This is a genomic window from Fontibacillus panacisegetis (assembly GCF_900102215.1).
In the GTDB taxonomy this organism is placed as follows: Bacteria; Bacillota; Bacilli; order Paenibacillales; family Paenibacillaceae; genus Fontibacillus; species Fontibacillus panacisegetis.
Genome location: NZ_FNBG01000048.1, coordinates 1 through 20505, shown reverse-complemented (window position 1 = coordinate 20505; position 20505 = coordinate 1). Strand labels below are relative to the sequence as shown.

The window sequence follows — 20505 nt, the reverse complement described above, 5'->3', positions numbered from 1 at the left end:
TAAACCCAATCATATTAAAAATTCCCCTTCTGCAGTAACAACTATGTCTAAATATTCATAGAGATAATTTTACCTAACAAATGATGTATAATCTACACTCTTTTTTTGCGAACTAGAGAGGAGGACAGAAGGAAGAGTTGATTGGTGCTATAAAATTCACTTCAATAAATTGCGTATAGTTTCCACTACCAATTCAGGCTGATCGTGAATTATCATATGGCCGCTTTTTTCAGCAACAATAAGCTGGCTGTCCGTGGAAATCTCCAGCATCTTTCGCTGGCCAGTCTGCCAGATGGACTCCAGCATATGTCCACCTTCCACCGAAATACCGGCTTTGGTATAATCCTGCATCAGCCCTCGGGCAATGATCCGAACAGGTAAGGACCCCAAATGTTGACCGCGAATAGCGTCTTCCGTTGTTCCAGCTAATTCAGCTTCTTCTTCTTTTGCCTCAAAAAAGCTATCCTTGGCAATTACATTGACAAACCGCAAATGAAGCACTACAAATACGTTGGGGCTTCCAGTCGGCAATGGGTATCTATTCCTATTATTTGACAATCAATATTAATTCTAGTAAATTTATAATATAATATAATGTTTGTAAAAATTACATAAATTGATGTAGTTTCTAACCAATAATATGTACAGGAATGCTTGATTTAAACTCACGCTGAATGTTCAATCCATTCTAGAGATTTGTAGCTTGCTAGGGATTATTAAACACTTTAATCATTGACTTAGAATCAAAAACCGCATTTCGAATTTTTCAGAATAACAGTTATATTCTGCTCCAGGATATTTATTTTGGAGCTTTATTTAATATTTTAACTAAGTACCCGGACTTAGATAGTTGTTGAGATCTTTAGTATAGAATGTGGGGTGAAAATAAGGAACTAGGACTAGCGCACTATCACATAAAGGATACGAGTATCAAGATTTACTATTTGGATTGTTCATAAATAGAGAATGTATTGGTTGATGTTGATGCAATAGTAAAATTAGACGGGAGTGTGCATACGTATTATGAGTCGTGGGTTAACAAGCAATAAACGCATCGGCAATAACTCGCTGCAATTATCCCCATTAACGCAGCCACAGCAACGGATCTGGTACATGGATATCATGAATCCCGGCACGAGTATCTCGACCATTTCCGGGACGATCCGAATACGTGGCCGATTTGAAGTGAACGCACTTGTTTATTCTATCAATGAAGTTATCCGGCAAAATGAAGCATTTCGCATTCGGATTACATCGATAAACGATACTCTGCAGCAATATGTAGAACCGCACTCTCCAAAGGAGTTCCCTTGGTTCGATCACTCGAACGAAGAGAATAGTGAACAATCCGCAATGGAATGGGTGACCCGGCATATCAAGCAACCGATAGCGATGATGGATTCGGATTTGTTCGAATTCGTTATTATTAAAATCAGCGAGCAAGAGCATTGGTTTAATATCAAAGTACATCATATCGTTACCGATGGTGTATCCATGAATATTGCTGTCAATCAGATCATGAAGATCTATTTAGAGTATTTAAAAGGTGTTGACCATAGTGAGGACAGCCGGCCATCTTATCTGGATTACCTGAGAACCGAACAGGATTACGAAGCATCGGAGAGGTATGAAAAGGATAAAGCTTATTGGTTTGACAAATTTCGTGCGTTACCGGAAGTACTCGGGTTAAAGCTATACAATCCTGTTGCTATGAGTACGGAAGCCGCGAGGGCCTCGGTCAAGATCCCAGATCATATGTATCAAAGTGTCAAAGAATTTTGCGCAACGTATAATGTGAGCTTGTTTACGTTCTTCCTTGGAGCTTTTTATATCTATATGCATAAAGTAACCCATCTTCATGACATCGCAATTGGGACTGCGTATGCTAACCGCACGACAAAGAAGGAAAAAGAAACATTCGGCATGTACGTCAGTACGGTTGCAACACGCGCATTGGTCGATCCAGCAACAGAGCTTCTCGCATTCATGAAGACCTTAAGCAAGGAGCAAGCATCTATTCTCCGTCATCAGCGTTATCCTTATAACAAGCTTATTCAGGAATTGAAAGACATTTATAATTATCAAGATATTCAGCGGCTTTTTGGCATAACGGTTCAATACCAGACAATAAGTTTGCTGGATATTGAAGAAATTAACTACCAAGCAGAGGCACCGTTCGCAGGACATACTGGGAACGATTTTGATGTGCATATCGTTGAGATGCTGGATGATCAGAAGTTTCTTTTACATATCGACTATAGAACTCAATTGTTTGACGAGGGCGAAATCTCTCATATCTTCAAACAGTATTTGAACGTGGTAGAGCAAATCACGCAGCAGCCGGAGAACCAAATCAGACAGCTGACTTTGATCGGCAAAGATGAGGCGGAAACAGTGCTACATTTGTTCAACCGGGCACATGTACCTTTTTCAAGAGAAAAGACGATTCATCAATGGTTCGAAGAACAAGTGGAGCGGACACCGGATCGATGGGCTGTTGTCTATGAGGAAGAGCGGTTGACTTATCAGGAATTGAACGACCAAGCGAACCGGTTAGCCAGAACGCTGCGTGTCGAAGGCGTAGGACCCGACCAATTAGTCGGACTTATGGCGGATCGTTCTCTGGACATGATTGTTGGTATTCTAGGGATTTTAAAAGCCGGCGGCGCTTACATTCCGATCGATCCCGAATATCCGGAAGAACGGATCCGATTTATGTTGGAGGATTCTGGAGCCAAGCTTCTGCTGATTAAGGAACATTTGCTCAATCAAACGGCTTATGGTGGGAGTATCCTCTCGCTGGACGATGCTACCATCTACCATGAAGACGGATCGAATTTGGAACACATTGCGAAGGCCAACAATTTGGCCTATGTAATCTATACATCCGGAACGACAGGGAAGCCGAAGGGGGTTATGGTCGAACATCAAGGGATTGGCAATCTGAGGACCTACTTTGAGCAAGAGATGGCTATCAACGTGCATGATCGTATCGTCCAATTTGCCAGCTTATCATTTGATGCTTCCATCTGGGAAACTTACATGGCTTTATTTTTTGGAGCCACTTTATACATTCCGTCCTCGTCTGTAATCATGAACTACAGTTTATTTACGCGCTTTATGACGGATAACAAGATCACAGTTGCGCTTTTACCGCCAACCTATTTGGTTTATTTGGAGCCGATGCAATTGCCGAGCTTGAAAAAGTTAATCACAGCTGGTTCCGCTCCATCAGCAAAGCTTGTCCAAGCATGGCAAAATCATGTACAATACTTCAACGCATATGGCCCTACTGAAGATTCGATTTGTTCCACTGTATGGTCCCAAAAAGAGGATTGCGCCAGCGCTAATTCAGTTTCGATCGGGCGTCCGATTTGCAATCATTACGTATATATCGTCGATGAGAGTAACGGACTGTTGCCCATCGGTGTAACGGGAGAATTATGCCTTGGAGGAGTCGGACTCGCAAGAGGATATCTGAACCATCCTGATTTGACGACGGAGAAATTCGTGCAGAATCCATTTGTTCCGGGCGAACGGATGTATAAAACCGGTGATTTGGCGAAATGGCTGCCTGATGGTAATATCGAATATTTGGGACGAATCGATCATCAGATCAAAATTCGCGGATACCGGATTGAATTGGGTGAAATTGAAGCGCAGATGATGAAGGGGAACTCCATGCAGGAGACGATCGTGATCGCATTTGACGATGAACAGGGTCAGAAACAGCTGGCAGCTTATTTCGTTGCAGGCAAAAATGTGCCATCAGGTGAGATACGGGCTCATCTCGCGCAGGTGCTTCCTGCTTATATGATCCCATCTTACTTCGTACAACTGGAGCAAATGCCGCTTACACCCAATGGGAAGATCGACCGCAAAGCGCTGCCGTCTCCGCATGTAAACACGCAATCAGGCAACGAATATGTGGCACCTCGCACAGAGATCGAGCAATTGTTGGCTAATATATTGCAAAAGGTGCTTGGTGTGGAATCTGTCGGTATTTACGATAACTTCTTTGAACTCGGAGGTGATTCGATTAAATCGATTCAAGCCGTCTCCAGATTATTTCAGGAAGGATACAAGCTGGAGACGAGGGACTTTTTCCAGTATCCGACCATTTCCGAGTTAAGCCACAAAGTTCAGTCTATTCGCTGGACGGCTGATCAAGGCGAGATCGTGGGAGCGGTTCGGTTGACTCCGATCCAGCGCTGGCTCTTCGAGCAGCAGCCGAGTGAATCGCACCACTTCAATCAAGCGTTAATGCTGACTAGCAATCAAGGTTTTGATGAGGCTATATTGCGTACAGTGGCGCAGAAGATTGCAGAGCATCATGACGCGCTGCGTTTGGTTTTCCGACAAGCCGCCTCCGGATTTTTTGAAGGTTGGGACCGTGGCGTGAATGACGGGGCGTTGTTCAGTCTCGACGTCATAGATCTTCGAGACGCAGTGGATAGCGTTTCACAGATGGAGGCAAAAGCAAATGAATTGCAAAGCAGCATCAATTTGAGCGAAGGACCGCTGATGAAATTGGGGCTGTTCCACTGTACAGACGGGGACCATCTGCTCATTGTTATTCATCATTTAGCTGTAGATGGCGTCTCTTGGCGCATATTGATCGAAGATTTGGCGAACAGCTACGCATATGCGTCCAAAGGAGAAGAACCTCGCCTTCCGCTGAAATCGGATTCGTATCAATTATGGAGCGAACAATTGGTTAGCTATGCGAGTAGTACGGACATTGAAGCTGAAATCGCATATTGGAATAATAAACTTCAATCGGGTTTTCCGGCGATTCCGAAAGATGGGGAGCAGGAAGACAATTTCGTTAATGACAGCGCCATTGTGACTGTACAGTGGACCGAACAGGAAACAGATCAGTTATTGAAACTGACTCATCGTGCCTACCGTGCCGATGTCAACGACTTGCTGCTGACAGCGCTGGCCTCAGCGGTGCTCGACTGGTCGGGGGGTGAACGGATTGCTATTAACCTGGAGGGACACGGTAGGGAGCAGATCATCCCGGAACTGGATATATCACGAACTGTAGGCTGGTTCACGAGCCAATTTCCTGTTGTGTTAGAGATGACAGCGAATCAAAGCATCGCGAAGCGGATCAAAAATGTAAAGGAAGAGCTGCGTCAAATTCCCCGAAAAGGGATTGGTTACGGCATACTGCGGTACTTGGCGGGGGCCAGCGAACTCTCTTTCGGTCTTCAACCGGAGATCGGATTTAATTATTTGGGGCAGATTGATCAGGAACTTGCGAGCAGCGACCTACAGTTATCTCCTTATTCCGCAGGATCATTCGTCAGTGGTCAAGCACGCAGACATGTTGTTCTGGATTTAAACGGAATGATTTCGAATAACGTATTGACATTTACAATCAGCTACAGTGTGAAACAGTATCATCACGCATCAATGGCACGTTTGGCCGAATGCTTCAAGGAAAGACTTTGCGAAATCATTGCGCATTGCGTATTACAAGAGAGCACTGAGCTTACGCCTAGCGACGTGACGCTTAAAGGGATTACGATCGAAGAGTTGGACAACTTCATGGAGGCGAATCATCCAATTGGTGAAGTTGAAGATATTTATCCGCTCTCCCCGATGCAAAAGGGAATGTTCTTCTATTCGCTCATGAATCCGCAATCGGGAGCCTACTTTCAACAAGCTTCCTTCGATCTGATCGGCTCTTTCCGCAACGATATCTTCGAGCAAAGCTTAAATGCGTTCATACAACGCCATCCGATTCTGCGTACGAATTTTAATAACGGATGGAAAGATCAGCCTTTGCAGGTCGTATTCCGTTCCAAAAAAGTCGAGGTCCTCATCGAGGATCTACGCGGATATGAGTATGAACAGCGCCAAGCGCTGAAGATCGCTGCCGCCGATCTGGATAAACGCCAGTGCTTCGACCTGACGAAGGACACGCTCATGCGCGTAAGGGTGCTGCGCACTGGGGACGAAGCGTATCACGTACTATGGAACTTTCATCATATCATTATGGATGGCTGGTGCATTTCATTAATGGTGAAAGAAGTGTTCGATACTTACTTCTCCATATTGGAACAGCGCCATCCTGAGCTCCTCGAGCTTGCGCCATACAGCCGTTATATTGAATGGCTGGAGTCGCAGAATCGTTCGGAAGGAGCTGAATACTGGAGCGGATATCTGGAAGGGTACGACTCGCAAACAGTACTGCCAAAAACTGATTTAGTCAAGAGCGCAGAAGGGTATCAATCGGTCAAAAGGACTTTCATGTTTGGCAAGGAGCTTACCGAACGGATGAACTTGGCGGCCAGACAGCAGCAAGTGACGATAAATACTTTGCTGCAGACCGTATGGGGCGTCATCCTTCAGAAATATAGCAACAGACAGGATGTTATCTTCGGCAGCGTCGTGTCGGGAAGATCGGCGGATATTCTGGGCATTGAAACGATGATCGGACTGTTTATTAATACGATTCCGGTACGTATACGCTGCGAAGCGGAGACGGTATTCGCCGATCTGCTGAAATGGAATCACCAACAGATGCTTGATTCGCGTGCATACGAAACGTTCCCGCTTTATGATATTCAAGCTTTAACAGAACAGGGACAAGATTTGATCCATCATATCATGGTGTTCGAGAACTATCCGGTTGAGCTGAGCATGGAACAGTCAGGCAGCGACGGAGAAAACCGCTTTACGATATCGAACGTCTCCATGAACGAGCAAACAAATTACGATTTCAACCTGTCTGTCATTCCTGGCGACGATATCCGCATTGATTATGATTACAATGCTTTGGCATATGATGAAGCAAGCATCGAACGCATTCATGGGCATTTGATTCATCTGTTGGAGCAAATTACGGAAAATGCAAGTGTTCCGGTCAGCGAATTGAGCCTTGTGAACGCTCAGGAGAAACGCATTTTGCTAGAAGAGTTCAGCGGTAAAGGAGCCGAAGGCCTGGAGCAATTACTAGAGAAGCCATTCTATGTCTATGTGGAAGAGCAGGCACAGCGTACTCCAGGGCACATTGCAGTAATCTGTGCGGACCAAAAGCTGACTTATAGCGATTTGAACGAGCAGGCTAATCGTTTGGCTGTAAAATTACGTAGTTTCGGCGTTGGTCGGGAATCGGCCGTGGGCATTCTGGCAGATCGGTGTGTGGAGCTGATCGTAGCTTGTCTGGCCATCTGGAAAGCCGGCGGAGCTTATGTCCCGCTCGATCCGGACTATCCTGCCGACCGCATTCATTTCATGCTGGAAGACAGCGCAGTAGCTGTGCTTCTGACGCAATCACATTTGCTACATTTGGTGCAGTCCGAGCAGCAAGCGGAGGAACAAACGTCTCGTGCAATACTTTGTATTGACGATGCATCGATTTATCAGGGAGATTCGTTTGATCAGCCTTTTGTTAATGAACCCCAGGATTTGGCCTATGTCATTTACACCTCGGGAACGACGGGGCGTCCGAAAGGGGTTATGATCGAACACCGTAGCTTGGTGAGCACAGCGGTCGCTAATCGCAAGGATTATCAGTTTACTGAGTTTCCCGTCCGTCTCTTGCAACTCGCCAGCTTTTCGTTCGATGTTTTTACCCTCGATATGGTCCGGACGTTTCTGAACGGCGGCTCCATGATCATTTGTCCAAAGGAAGACCGGATCGATCCGCTACGCTTATATGGCTATTTTCGCGATTATCAGATCACGGTTGTTGAATCGACACCTGCACTAATTGTTCCGTTCATGGAGTATATTGCCAATCGTGGATTGGATATTTCTTCCTTGCGCCTGTTGATTACGGGCTCGGACAGCTGCAGCCTGCTAGATTACCGGAAGCTGCAGGAGCGCTTTGGTTCGCAAGTCCGTATCATTAACGGCTATGGTGTTACGGAAGCCTCTATCGAATCCAGCTTCTATGAGGAGCAGCTTACGAAACTGCCGGTTGCCGGCAACGTACCGATTGGTAAACCAATCTCGAGCGCCCGCCTTTATATTTTGGATACGAACCTGAATCCGGTGCCTATCGGTGTAGACGGCGAGTTGTGCATCGGTGGACCAGGCGTCGCTCGCGGTTATTTGAACCGGCCGGAACTTACTTCTGAAAAATTCATCGCCAATCCGTATAAACCTGGTGAAAAGTTGTACCGAACGGGTGACATTGCGCGTTGGAAGGCAGATGGTAATGTGGACTTCATCGGCAGGATCGACCATCAAGTGAAAATTCGCGGGTACCGCATCGAATTAGGAGAAATTGAATCGGCCATGCTGCGCTTCTCTGGCGTACGTCAAGTCGTGGTTACTGATTTGACAGATGATCGGGGACAAAAATATTTGTGTGGCTATGCCGTAACAGAAGAAACCTTCGATCTCTCTGCACTGCAATCGTACCTGCACAACGTCCTTCCGGCTCACATGGTGCCATCGCGACTGATGCTACTGGAACGGATTCCGTTGACGCCGAACGGAAAGGTGAACCGCAAAGCGCTACCGCTTCCGGAAGAAAGCTTGCAGAACGGAGCAGAACAAACAATGCCCGCGACGGAGCTAGAGGCCAAGCTGGTTAGGATTTGGCAAGGTGTATTAGGTGTTTCAAGCCTCAGTGTCCTGGACAGCTTCTTTGACCTCGGCGGGCATTCTCTCAAAGCGCTGGTGTTAATGTCGGAAATGGAACAGGCAGGATGCAGTGTTACTTTAACAGATATTTTTCACTATAAATCGATTCGAGCGCTGGCCCTTTACCTTCAATCTGCCAAAGAGCAGGAAGGGCTCATCGAAACGAAAGAAGCTCTCGTTTCCTGGCTGTACCGGGGAACGGAGGACGAGTATGAACTGGTCTCTTATCAAATTAAAGATATCTTCAATGAAACGAAAAATATTAACGTTCTATACAGCGACGATGTGGAAAAAAATCGCGTCGAAAGCCTCGTACAGATGATGAACGGGAAGGTCGCCAAAAATTTGCTGCCACACTATATCGCGCATCTGCATCAAAGGATCGAATTGGATCCGAACGAAACCATTGATGAAGAAGTTTTTTGCCGATATCTCGGTTTAAACGAAATAGGCCCGGATGAGGCAACAAACATTCGCGTGCGGCTTCTCGATGATTATCTTCAAACAGATCAGTGGATTAAAACGGCGGATGTGAATCAGGAATATCCATTTGGGGCGATACAACAGATGCAAATCAAGTTCCAAACGCCACCTAGCGTCGTTTTTTTCAAGCTGGATGAGTACGTGGATTATACGCTACTGGACAAGGCCTACGCTCAACTCGTGCTGCGCCAAGGTTTGTTGAGAAGCATTTCCGTCCAAGGAGAACCATGGGGTTGCTGGAAAGAATACGCCTTTCCTTCCTCACGTCCACCGAAGCTTTATCTGATCGACGTATCGGGCTATAATTCTTGCGGTTCGTTTATGGACATGCTGCAGGATTTTGTTCACAATACTCGGTACGACGGGGAGGGCATCTTGTATCAAATGTTCCTGCTGAAACGAAACCTGCGCGAGCATTATGTGATAGGACTTTTACATCATGCTCTTTGCGACCGTGTGACAACAGAAGTCATCGAGCGGCAGATGGTTTCTTGCTACAGGAGTCTTCTGCTAAATCAAGTTCCGCCTTCTGACGAAGTGAAGCCTTATCTTGAGTATGTCAAGCAAATTCAAAACGGCCCGCAAGGCATCTCAGAACAAGAATTGGTTTCGGCCTTTGAACTGGAGGCATTTCACCGGAGCAAGCAGGATATTTTAAGCCGGTTTGAGCATCGAACGAGTGGCGAAGCTTTCTTGTTCAACGTTTCTATTCCGGCCAAAGAACATTCCTTGTGGCATGCGCTTTCCATTTATACCAAGGGCCTGCAGGCCTACTTGGAGACGGATCATTTTCCCTTGCTGTTCTTATACGACGGACGTAGATATGAAGAAGAGTCATACTACAATACAGTAGGCGAATTTATTGATTTTGTACCACTCTTCATCGATGCAGGGTGGAGTCAGGATAAAACAATGCGTTCCGTCAGAGCTCGGCTGGATCTTTTGAAGGATAAAAACCTTAATTTTATGCATCTGCTCACCGAGGCTGCTTGTCGTTACGACTGGTCCAGAACCAAGAGGTTCGTCCAATTTGGGGAACAGTATGAGCATCTTGATCTGTTCATGTTTAATTATTTGGGCAATAGCGCCAAGGGTAATTTGTCGGAAAACTACGACGATACGGTCGTTAAGCAGTCGAATCCGCTGCCGATCCATTCACTGTTTAACTGTATCGCAACATCTTACGCTGATGGGTTCATTTTCTCTTTTCGCTGTAGCTACAAGATTGACGTTGAGGAAGTTAGGATGGCTTTTCTCAAGGCAGCATCTGCAGAGGGGGGACCTTAATAGTGTTTTATATGAAATATAGACCTATTCCTATTACTCTAGCAGAATGAGGGGCTGATATAACAATGAGACGTGAAAAGAGAATACAGTTATTTTCAAATAATAAGGCAAAAGACGGACCTGCGTGTGATCACGGTTTTCAGATGATTCGTTTAGATGATAGACAAGTACGTTCAATGATGGAATTCGCCCGAAGGCACCATCTTTGTATGTCTTCTTGTTTAACGGCAATGTGGTCCGTTTTACTATCCCATTACGCTGATCAATACGAGGTGCCCGTTTTATATTCTATCATGCACGATGAAGCCGGAGACGACCGCAGCCAGTGCTATCCACTTCTCATAGACATACAAAAAGAAGATAGCTTTGTTGATTTAGTTCATAAGGTCGAGATGTTATTAGATAAAAGAAGCGGCGGTGTATGGAACGAAACGTTTACGAAGCAAGTCGAAGGAGGTTATGTGGCGCTAGAACCCGGGACATTTCTCAATTTCGGCATTGTAAAGGCAAAGGAAATGAAAACGTTTGACAGCATGAAGGCGTCTGTTTCTTTGCATGAAATGGAGCACCCGACGATCGCATTATTATATCGATACAGGCGCAACGAACTTGAATGTGCGGTTCAATACGATAGCTGTCGCTTCAGCAAAACACAGATCTTCAGGCTTGCAGGACATTTCGGGGTACTACTGACCAACGCATTGAAAGACCCGGAGAAGCCCGTGCTTTTCCACCCCTTCCTGACTTGGAAGGAAGGGAATCAGTTCATCCGATGGAACGATACGGACAAGACGTATCGTGTGCATAAAACTGTTCATCAATTGGTAGAGGAACAGGCGAACAAGACGCCGGAGGCGGTCGCCTTGGAATTTCGTCAGCAGAAGTTGACCTATTCCGAATTAAACCACCGAGCTAACCGAATCGCCCGCGTCATTGTGGATGCATATTTGAGTAACGAGCAGAGCGATCTACCGCGAGGGACACTGATTCCTATAATGATGGATCGAAGCGCGGATGTTCTCCCGGCCATGCTGGGAGTGATGAAGACGGGAGGAGCTTACCTTCCGATCGATCCCCAATATCCGGAGGAACGCATTCGGTTTATTTTGCAAGACGCTCAAGCCAAACTCATCATGACAACGAGCCAATTGGCCGTTAAGCTGAAGTCGGTGATTTCTCAAGCCGGTATGAAGGAGCCGACGGTTATTTGCATCGACGACTGGCTTGCGCAGCCTTGCGATTTCGTTGACAACTTGAACGTTGAGGTCAAGCCCGACGATCTGGCATACGTCATCTATACGTCCGGATCCACCGGAAACCCGAAGGGAGCGCTTATTGAACACACCGGACTTGTTGCTTTGATTCCTTATCTTATCGACAGGTTTGGGATGACTTCTGACTCGCGAGTGCTACAATTCGCTTCCATCAGCTTTGACGCATCGGTTTACGAATGGATTGGAACATTGACAGTCGGTGGAACGCTCGTAGTTTTGTCGGAAGAGGAATTGCCTCCTTATGCCGATATTTCGGACGTACTTGAACAAAAAAATATTCATATTGCTATGCTGCTTCCATCCGTATTAAAAACGATGAAAAATCGTGACTTGCCCGATTTGCATACGATCGTGTCAGCTGGGGAGGCTTGTACGCCGGATATTGTGAAGAATTGGGGAAAAGATCGGGTATTCCTGAACGCCTACGGTCCCACGGAAGTGACCATTGTTTGTTCCGTGGGGACCTGCCGACCTGGTAAAAAAGTGACTATCGGGCGGCCTGTTTATAACAAAAGGCTCTTTGTCCTGAATCCGTTCGGTCAGCCGGTTCCAGTCGGCGTTTCCGGCGAACTATGGGTGGGCGGCGTCGGGCTGGCTAGAGGCTATCTGAACCGGGAAGAGTTAACCAAGGAACGGTTCGTTAACAAAGAGCTTGTGATGGGCGACGGGCATGCTCCGCAAACCGAGCGGTTATATAAAACCGGGGATATCGTCAAATGGACGCCGGGCGGGGAATTATTATTTATAGGCCGCAGTGACGATCAGGTCAAGATAAGAGGCTACCGCATCGAACTTGGGGAAATCGAGTATCAGCTTCGTCAGTATCCGGGCATTCGTCAATGCATGGTCCGGGCTTGGCACGAAGGAAATTATCAGAAGCTAGCGGTTTACTATACTTCTCCCCAAGAGCTGGAAGAGGCTGAATTGGCGCAGCACTTGATCTCCGTGTTACCGTCCTACATGGTTCCATCTTACTTTTTCCGTCTGGAATCGTTTCCTTTGAATACGAATGGCAAAGTGGACCGATCCGCTCTTCCTCATCCGAATACGATGTGGAAGCACTTTACCGAAAGGGCGTCGGAAACAGGTGAAGATGAAATGGAAACGCGGCTGCTTCACATTTGGCGGCACCTGCTTAAACGGCAAAATATCGGGGTCAATGATCATTTCTATGCCGTTGGGGGGGATTCCATCCTCGCCATTCAGATGGTATCTACTGCCAGGGATCACGGGATTGTCATCACGCCTAGACAAGTGGCGGAGCATCCGACCGTGAAGGATTTGGCTGCAGTAGCCACTTGGGTGGTTGGTGAGAAGCAAAAGGAGCATACACTCGATTTGGCGGGCGAATTTGGTCTAACGCCGATTCAACACTGGTTTTTCGAGCAGAAGTTCGAAGAGCCGAACTATTTCAATCAGTCGCATATGCTGCTGCTCAACCATTGCGACCCTGCGAGGCTGGAGAATGCCATCAACCAGCTGGTTCGGTTGCATCTGGAGCTGGCGGTGCAATTCGTAAAACGGGGGGATACGTATGTGCAGCGCTACCGAACGGATGCCGTCGTGCAGCTCGATTCTCACACCATTCGGGAAACAGAACACCCCGATCTGGAAATTGCCGACGTCTGCGTGAAGTGGCATGGTCAATTGAACTACGAGACGGGAACGTTGCTTCGTGCCGGGTTGATCAAAGGCCACCCTGACGATAAAATTCGTCTGTTTCTTACCGTTCATCATCTGGTCATCGACGGAGTTTCCTGGAGGATTTTGCTTCAAGAACTGTATCAGTTGTATCACGGTGCTGAGCTGCCTCCGGTTCCAAGCCCGTATAAAAAATGGCAGGCTGCGATCGCGGACTATGCGCAAAAAGAGGACCTACGCGACCATATCAGGGATTGGACCGATGTGCTGGCCGATTCCGTCGCATTCCAGTTACCCGTAGACCGATGCGAGGATAACAGAAGTAGCGCTGAATCCGCGGAGCTAATTGCAACGCTGACGCCAAGTGATACGCAGCGTCTTCTTCATCGATGCGCTCACGCTTACCACACGCAGATCAACGATCTGCTGCTTACCGCCTGGTCGCTAATGCTGTCCGCCTGGACCGGACAGGGGACGGTCGCGTTCCGGTTGGAGGGTCATGGACGGGAGCATTCAGTATCCGATATGAACTTGACCCGAACGATCGGCTGGTTCACATCGATGTTTCCCGTATGTATCCGGTTGTCGGCTGACTCTTCTTTGGGAGAAACGATCAAATCCGTCAAGGAGCAGCTGCGCCGCATCCCTGATCGGGGCATCTCGTACGGAACGCTGCGGTACTGCCATCCGGACGAGACCGTTCGAACGACCTTGACTGCTACCGAGCCGCAGGCGCTGTTCAATTATTTGGGTCAGTTTGATCAAGCCGAAGCTGGGGAAGCGAACGAATGGTTAAGCTTCACGAGCGATGCCGCACAGGATTATAGTTCGCAGCGGAACCACGGAACAAGTCTGTTGGAGCTTAACTGCTCCATCGTTCATGGCCAGTTGTATATGTTTATGAAATACAGCAGACGTCATTACGAGGAGGCGACGATTTCCGGGTTGATCGAATCCTTCATCAAATATCTGCTTTCCATTATTGAACACTGCGACGGAAAAGAGAGCGAAGAGTTTACGCCGAGTGATTTTCCACTGGTTTTGCTTGATCAGCTTTCACTTGACCGAATCGTAAATACATACCATGCACAATACGGTTTGGATAAAATCATGCCGCTTAGTCCGCTGCAGAAAGGACTTTATTTCCATTTTATGGATCACCCATCTTCCGACCAATATTTCGTGCAGACAAGCTGGAAATACGAAGGCAGGCTCGATGTTCCCCGTTATCGGGAAGCGTGGAAGCGTGTTGTTGCCGAGAACGATTGTTTAAGGACAGGCTTCATCTGGGAAGAGCTGGACGAACCTGTACAGTGTGTCGTCCAAACATTGGAACCGGATTGGATAGTAGAGAATATCGCCTCACTACCTTCGGATCGACAGCAAGAGTACTACGAGCAGTGGATGACGCTGGACCGCGAACGCCGCTTCGATCTGCGACGGCCCGCGTACCGCTTTGCGTTGATTCGCAGTGGTCCGGAGGAATGGATAGTAGTTTGGAGCTACCACCATATTTTGCTGGACGGATGGAGTCTTCCGCTGCTGCTCAATCGGGTACATGATCTATATGAATGCAGCTTGCGGGGCATAACGCCTTACCGCAATCCATCGTTACCTTTGGAACCTTATGTTCGATGGCTGATGGCGAAGGACCGGACGGAAGCCGAAAACTTTTGGAAGGCTCATTTGGCTGACATTACCGAACCGACCCCACTGCCGATGGAGAAAAGCGGTTTGCCATTTGATGCGCACAATCCGATTCGCATGCAGCAGACCGAGACGTTGGAATTGAACTCAAGCTTTACCGGGCGAATGACAGCGTTTGTTCAGCAAACTAAAATATCGCTCAATACCTTGGTGCAGTTCGCTTGGGGAAAAGTACTGCAAGTGCTTCATGATGCGGATACAACCGTATTTGGCATGGTCGTATCCGGACGTGGGTCCGATCTTGCCAATGCTGACCGTATCACCGGCTTGTTGATTAATACGCTTCCTTTGGTGATGCATTGGAATACGGAGCAGTCCGTCGCCAGCTATGTGAAGGAGCTTCATCACACGATTCAAAAGCTGAATGATTACTGCTACGTCAGCCTGAACGAATTGAAGGATTGGAGCTCCGCTCAAGGCCATACGTTGTTCCACAGCATCATTGCTTTCGAAAATTATTTAAACGACTATTGTCAGCCAGCAAGTGGACTGAATATGTCGGCGATATTGGAACGAGAGAAAACAAATTACCCGCTCACTATTACCATCACGAACGACGGAGACCGGATCGTCATCAAACTCATTTACGATGTCGCCCGGCTGGAGCAAGAAACGGTTTGTCGGTTGACGGAGCATCTACGTCATGCTTTCCATTATGCGGTAGAGCATCCGGATAGCCCTGTTGGAGACATTACTTTAATGACTACAGACGATTATGACCGAATTGTCTACGATTGGAACTGTACGTCCACAGAATACCCAAGGGAGAGCTCGATTCCCGAGCTGTTCGGGGAACAGGTCCAACTCCGGCCTTCCCAACTGGCGGTGATCGCTTACGACAGGGTCTTGACTTACGAACGGCTTGATAAATTGTCACGTTATATGGCGAGCTTGCTCACGGAGGATGCGCAGGTGAGCGGGAAGCTCATCGGCATCTGTCTTCCGCGCTCGATCGAATTTATCGTTTCCATTCTAGGTATTTTGAAGGCGGGCTGCGCCTACGTGCCGATTGATCCCGATTTTCCAGCGGAACGCATACACGACATAATCCGGGATGCCGAACTGGATACGATCATCACCTCGCGCAGCGAAGCGGATAGCCTTGCGAAAACTTGGATGGGTGTGAGCTTAAAGCTAATCTGCGCCGATGATATCGACACAATGACCTTTGTGGGTCAGGAAGAAAAAGAGACTCGTCCTGCGGACGCTTGCAATCTTGCATATCTGATGTATACGTCCGGTTCGACAGGTAAACCAAAGGGGGTTATGATCGAACACCGCAGTATCGTTCGTCTGGTAAAGAATACTAACTATTTCCAGTTTTCTAAAGATATAAAGCTACTTTATACCGGTTCACCGGTATTTGACGCTTCCACATTTGAAATCTGGGGTACACTGCTGAACGGGGGCTGCCTGTTCGTCGTTTCCAAAGACGATCTGATAAACGTCAATCTGTTAGAGCAGAGAATGAAAGCATGGGACATCAACGCGTTATGGCTCAGCGCCGCATTATGCAATCAATGGATACAGGCGAACGAAACGATGTTTGCTGGACTCCGTTGGCTGTTTGTAGGCGGCGAAGCGTTATCGCCGAAGTTTATCAATCGTCTGAGGCAAAGGTATCCCGCGCTTACAATCCTCAACGCCTACGGTCCGACGGAGAACACCACCTTTTCGACGAGCTATCCGATCGAGCGAACCTTTGAACGCAACATCCCCATCGGTAAGCCGATCAGCAATACGACCTGCTATATTCTGGACAAAAGGAGACGTGTCCAGCCTATCGGAGCCGTCGGAGAAATCTACGTGGGAGGAGACGGCGTCGCGCGCGGCTATTGGAAGCAGGAGGAGCTGACGCGGCAGGCGTTTATTCCGAATCCTTACGCTTCTGCCGAAGATCGCGAAAAAGGAAGAAATTTGGTACTGTACCGGACAGGAGATTTCGGGAGATGGCTTCCGGACGGTAACATCGAATACATGGGTCGGAGCGACGGCCAACTGAAGCTTCGCGGCTTCCGGATCGAACTGAGAGAGATCGAGCACCGTCTTGGCTGCTGTCCCGCTGTCAAGCATAGCCTCGTCATCGCCCGTGAGCTCCATGGGGAGCTAAGGCTGATCGCTTATTATACATCAGAGATGGATGAACAGGATATTCGGGAAGAACAGCTTCAAGCCTTTATGGCCGACAGTCTGCCTTCGTATATGCTTCCTTTCCGTTACGTTCGGCTGGAGTCGCTTCCGTTAACGATTAATGGGAAAATTGACCGGGCAAAATTACCTTTGCCTGAAGCGTGGCGTACCAGCCAAGCGTCCGAACCCGGTACCTCAACCGCGCTGGAGCAACTGATGGAGCAGATCTGGCGCGCCGTACTGAAGCTCGATCACATCCGCAAGGATGAAGATTTTCACACGTTGGGAGGCCATTCGCTGCATGCGCTACGCATCGTCAGCCTGCTGCAAAAGAACGGCTACCCGGTGACGGTCAACCAAATCTTTCGGGAGCAAACGATCGAACGGTTGGCCCGCTCCTTGAACGGAGCGGCTTTGGCGGCCCGCCCAGATACGGAAACGACCTTGGGACAACACATCTACCCGAAAAACGGATTTCCGCTGTCAGCGGTGCAGAGACGTTTTTTCAACCGCGACTTGAAGAACCGCAACATGTTCAACGTGCCTTATCTGGCTTTGCTCAAGCAGAGGACCACGAAGCAAGAGATGAACCGCGTCCTTCAGTTTCTGGTGGATCGGCATCCGGCGTTGAAGCTGACCTTTGCCCGGCTCGATCACGGGGAATGGTACCAGTATGAACAGGACATTGATATCGACCTGGCTTTAACGTATGTGGATCTGCAGGAGGCCACAGTGTCCCATGACACGTTTATCTCGGAGTACTGCTCGAGGCTTCAACATGAATTCGATATCGGGGACGGTCCTTTGTGGAAGGCCGTGTTGTTTGACCATTATGACGGCGGAAGCAGACAGGGGTTGCTGCTTTTGTTTCATCATCTGATTTTTGATGGGATGTCGATGAACATCTTTTTGGAAGATTTCCGACAGCTTCTCTACATGGGGGCTAATGGAGAGCTCGATAGGGAAGCGGGAAGCAGCTACCGTGATTGGTGCCTGGCGTTGACACAATACGCACTCGGAGGCATTCCGAGCGAGTTGGAAGCCTATTGGAAAAGCGTTGTCGGAGGCGGCAAGTCCTTGCAAGTTGATTGGGAAGCACAGGAATGGCCTGTTCACCGTCATATGGCGACGATCACCCATGATTTGTTGGAAGGCACCGCTCAGGTCGGCTTGTTGAAAGCATTGGCAGCGCAGCGGAAAACCACACCGCTCGGCGTTCTGTTAATGGCATTGTTTCAGGCTTGCTTCGACCTGAAAAAGAAACCGGATCTGCTGCTGCATTTGATGTCTTACCAGCGCGAGTCTTTTTTGCCGGGTATCGCGATTGACCGCACGATCGGTTTTTTTGCCGGGGCGTATCCCGTACGAATCTGCATCGGGAAGCAGGAACTTGCAGTCGATACTGAAGCGCTGCTGGAGCATATCAAGCGGATGCTGCAAGATATTCCTAATGAAGGAATGGACTATTTTGCTTTGCGACATATCGTACCGGAGCTTCATCTGGAGGCGGAGACGCTTATCGATGAAAGCCGCATGCTGTTCCATTATCAATCGGAGGAAACTTCTTGGCAATCCGACGACTCCTTTGAGCCATTGACCCTTCCGTACGGAAATACAAGTGCGCCGGACAACCATTCCGCTTATTGGTTAAACATGACGGCTTGCTTGAAGCAAGACAAGCTGAGCTTGACCTGCTATTACAGCACGCTGCACTATGAAGAACAAACAATGACTGAGCTTGTGAACCGGTTTGCAAAACATTTGCACCAATGCATCGATGTTAACTCGTTCACCAGGATAAGAGAAGGGAGCTTCAGATCATGAAAATTTTTGAATTTTGCCCGTTTTTCAACGAAAACCGGGTCGCGGAGATCAAACTGAAAGAAGATGCCCGATGGATCGACGAACTTCACGTGATCGAGGCCAACAAAACATTCAGCTATGCGGATAAGCTCCGGAACTTCGATCCGGCATATCTTGGTCCGAAGGTAATTTACCATCCACTTCATGCTGACAACGTGTTTCGCAAGCCGGAGCGGCACCAATTATATTTTAACCCGGAAACTTGCCATGCGGCGAACTTTGATCGCTGGTATTGGCGCTTGCTGAGCTACAACATCGCATTTCACAACGAATCGTATCAGAGAAGCCGATGTTCTGACATCTTACGGGAGAGGGTCGAGGATGACGATGTGATCATTTTGGCCGATTTTGACGAGATCATCGATAGCCGGATGGCTGACCGGATTGTCTCGGAGGTGAAAAGACGTCAAGTCATTACCGTCAAAATGCATTATTCCGTCTTTTTTCTGAATCTATTCTGCCGTTCCAATCACGGTGCTCCTCATTGGAGCTATCGCGTCTTTGCGATGACCGGACGATTTTTCAGAAGCATGCCTTTCTCAGGGGATTATCTAAGGAAGAAGGGGATTGCCGAAGGGCTCTATCAAGACATCTACTGCCTGGAAGAACCGGCTGGGTTTCATCATTCGTGGCTGGACTATCGCCAAACCGCACTTCCCAAGCTCCAAGCGTTTGCAGCCAATGTCAAAGACAAAAGTATCGTGAACGAAGATTACATCAAGCAGTGTTTGGATGATAAAAAGCTGTACTATCTTGATACCGAGCTGTACGTGGATAACGAAAAATCATTTTTACCCGCTCTGCAAGACATCCAAACGGCGGATCTTATATACTGGAGATAGAAAGGAGCATTTCTCGCAGTCGTTTTCGAGGAACAGCAGTTGACGTATGACGAGCTGAATGAACGTGCAAACCGGCGCTGGCGTGAATCCTTCGAGCGGAAGGAGTGCAGCCGGATAAACCAGTCGGTGCGTACATGAGAAACGATCGAACCTGATGGATCGGATCACATGGTTTTTTTGGGAATTAAAGACTCATCGAGACCTCGATTTTATGCTTAAATAGAAAAACACCGCTTCGTCTGGTAAAGTGAGATTGTCGAGATCCACTAAACCACAGAAGAGGTGTCCTCCCTATGATAAAGCAAAAATCATCCTTAGATCAACTCCCACCTGAAATGAGACCTGCCTTTCAAGAGCTAGGTGTACTGAAGCACCTGAGGAAATCAGGCTTCCAAAGGGCTTTCAGCTATACCTGCTCCTACCTGTTCATGCTCGTCTTTGTTCTGCTCTTTCACCAGAAGAACTGGTTTCGCTTACTCGAAAGTGCCAAAGGTGAAGCCTTGCCTGGCAAAGATGCCGTCTATCGGTTTCTCAATCACAGTGTCCATACTAATGGTATAATGTAGGTGTATATATTGTAAGAGGCATGAAGTATTTTTCTATTTCTTGATCATTGTAATGATATGTGTACACCTGGTTTTTGTTATTTACAATGGCATCTTTTAAATATT

Annotated in this window: 3 protein-coding genes and 2 pseudogenes; 4 read left to right on the top strand and 1 reads right to left on the bottom strand. The window is 47.8% G+C overall.

From position 1 onward, the window contains the following. Positions 1-156: 156 nt before the first annotated feature. Positions 157-486 (bottom strand): annotated as a pseudogene (locus BLS49_RS23215) (alpha/beta fold hydrolase); the annotation flags it as partial. A gap of 537 nt (positions 487-1023) precedes the next feature. Between BLS49_RS23215 and BLS49_RS23210 the strand changes: the two are divergent. From BLS49_RS23210 to BLS49_RS23195, 4 genes and pseudogenes are all read left to right on the top strand, one after another. Then, positions 1024-10377 (top strand): non-ribosomal peptide synthetase, encoded by a 9354-nt coding sequence (locus BLS49_RS23210; protein WP_091236277.1) that lies wholly within the window; start codon positions 1024-1026, stop codon positions 10375-10377. Between the two features lie 65 nt (positions 10378-10442). Then, positions 10443-18953, top strand: coding sequence for a non-ribosomal peptide synthetase (locus BLS49_RS23205; protein ID WP_091236275.1), 8511 nt, complete (start codon positions 10443-10445; stop codon positions 18951-18953). Next, positions 18950-19834, top strand: coding sequence for a glycosyltransferase family 17 protein (locus BLS49_RS23200; protein WP_091236273.1), 885 nt, complete (start codon positions 18950-18952; stop codon positions 19832-19834). Before BLS49_RS23205 ends, BLS49_RS23200 begins: the two co-directional genes overlap by 4 nt. Positions 19835-20127: 293 nt before the next feature. Beyond that, a pseudogene (locus BLS49_RS23195) lies at positions 20128-20376 on the top strand (IS4 family transposase); the annotation flags it as partial. Positions 20377-20505 lie beyond the last annotated feature (129 nt).

Coding starts and splice junctions, on each gene's coding strand:
- BLS49_RS23210 (WP_091236277.1), top strand. CDS start 1,024: ATGAGTCGTGGGTTAACAAGCAATAAACGCATCGGCAATAACTCGCTG.
- BLS49_RS23205 (WP_091236275.1), top strand. CDS start 10,443: ATGAGACGTGAAAAGAGAATACAGTTATTTTCAAATAATAAGGCAAAA.
- BLS49_RS23200 (WP_091236273.1), top strand. CDS start 18,950: ATGAAAATTTTTGAATTTTGCCCGTTTTTCAACGAAAACCGGGTCGCG.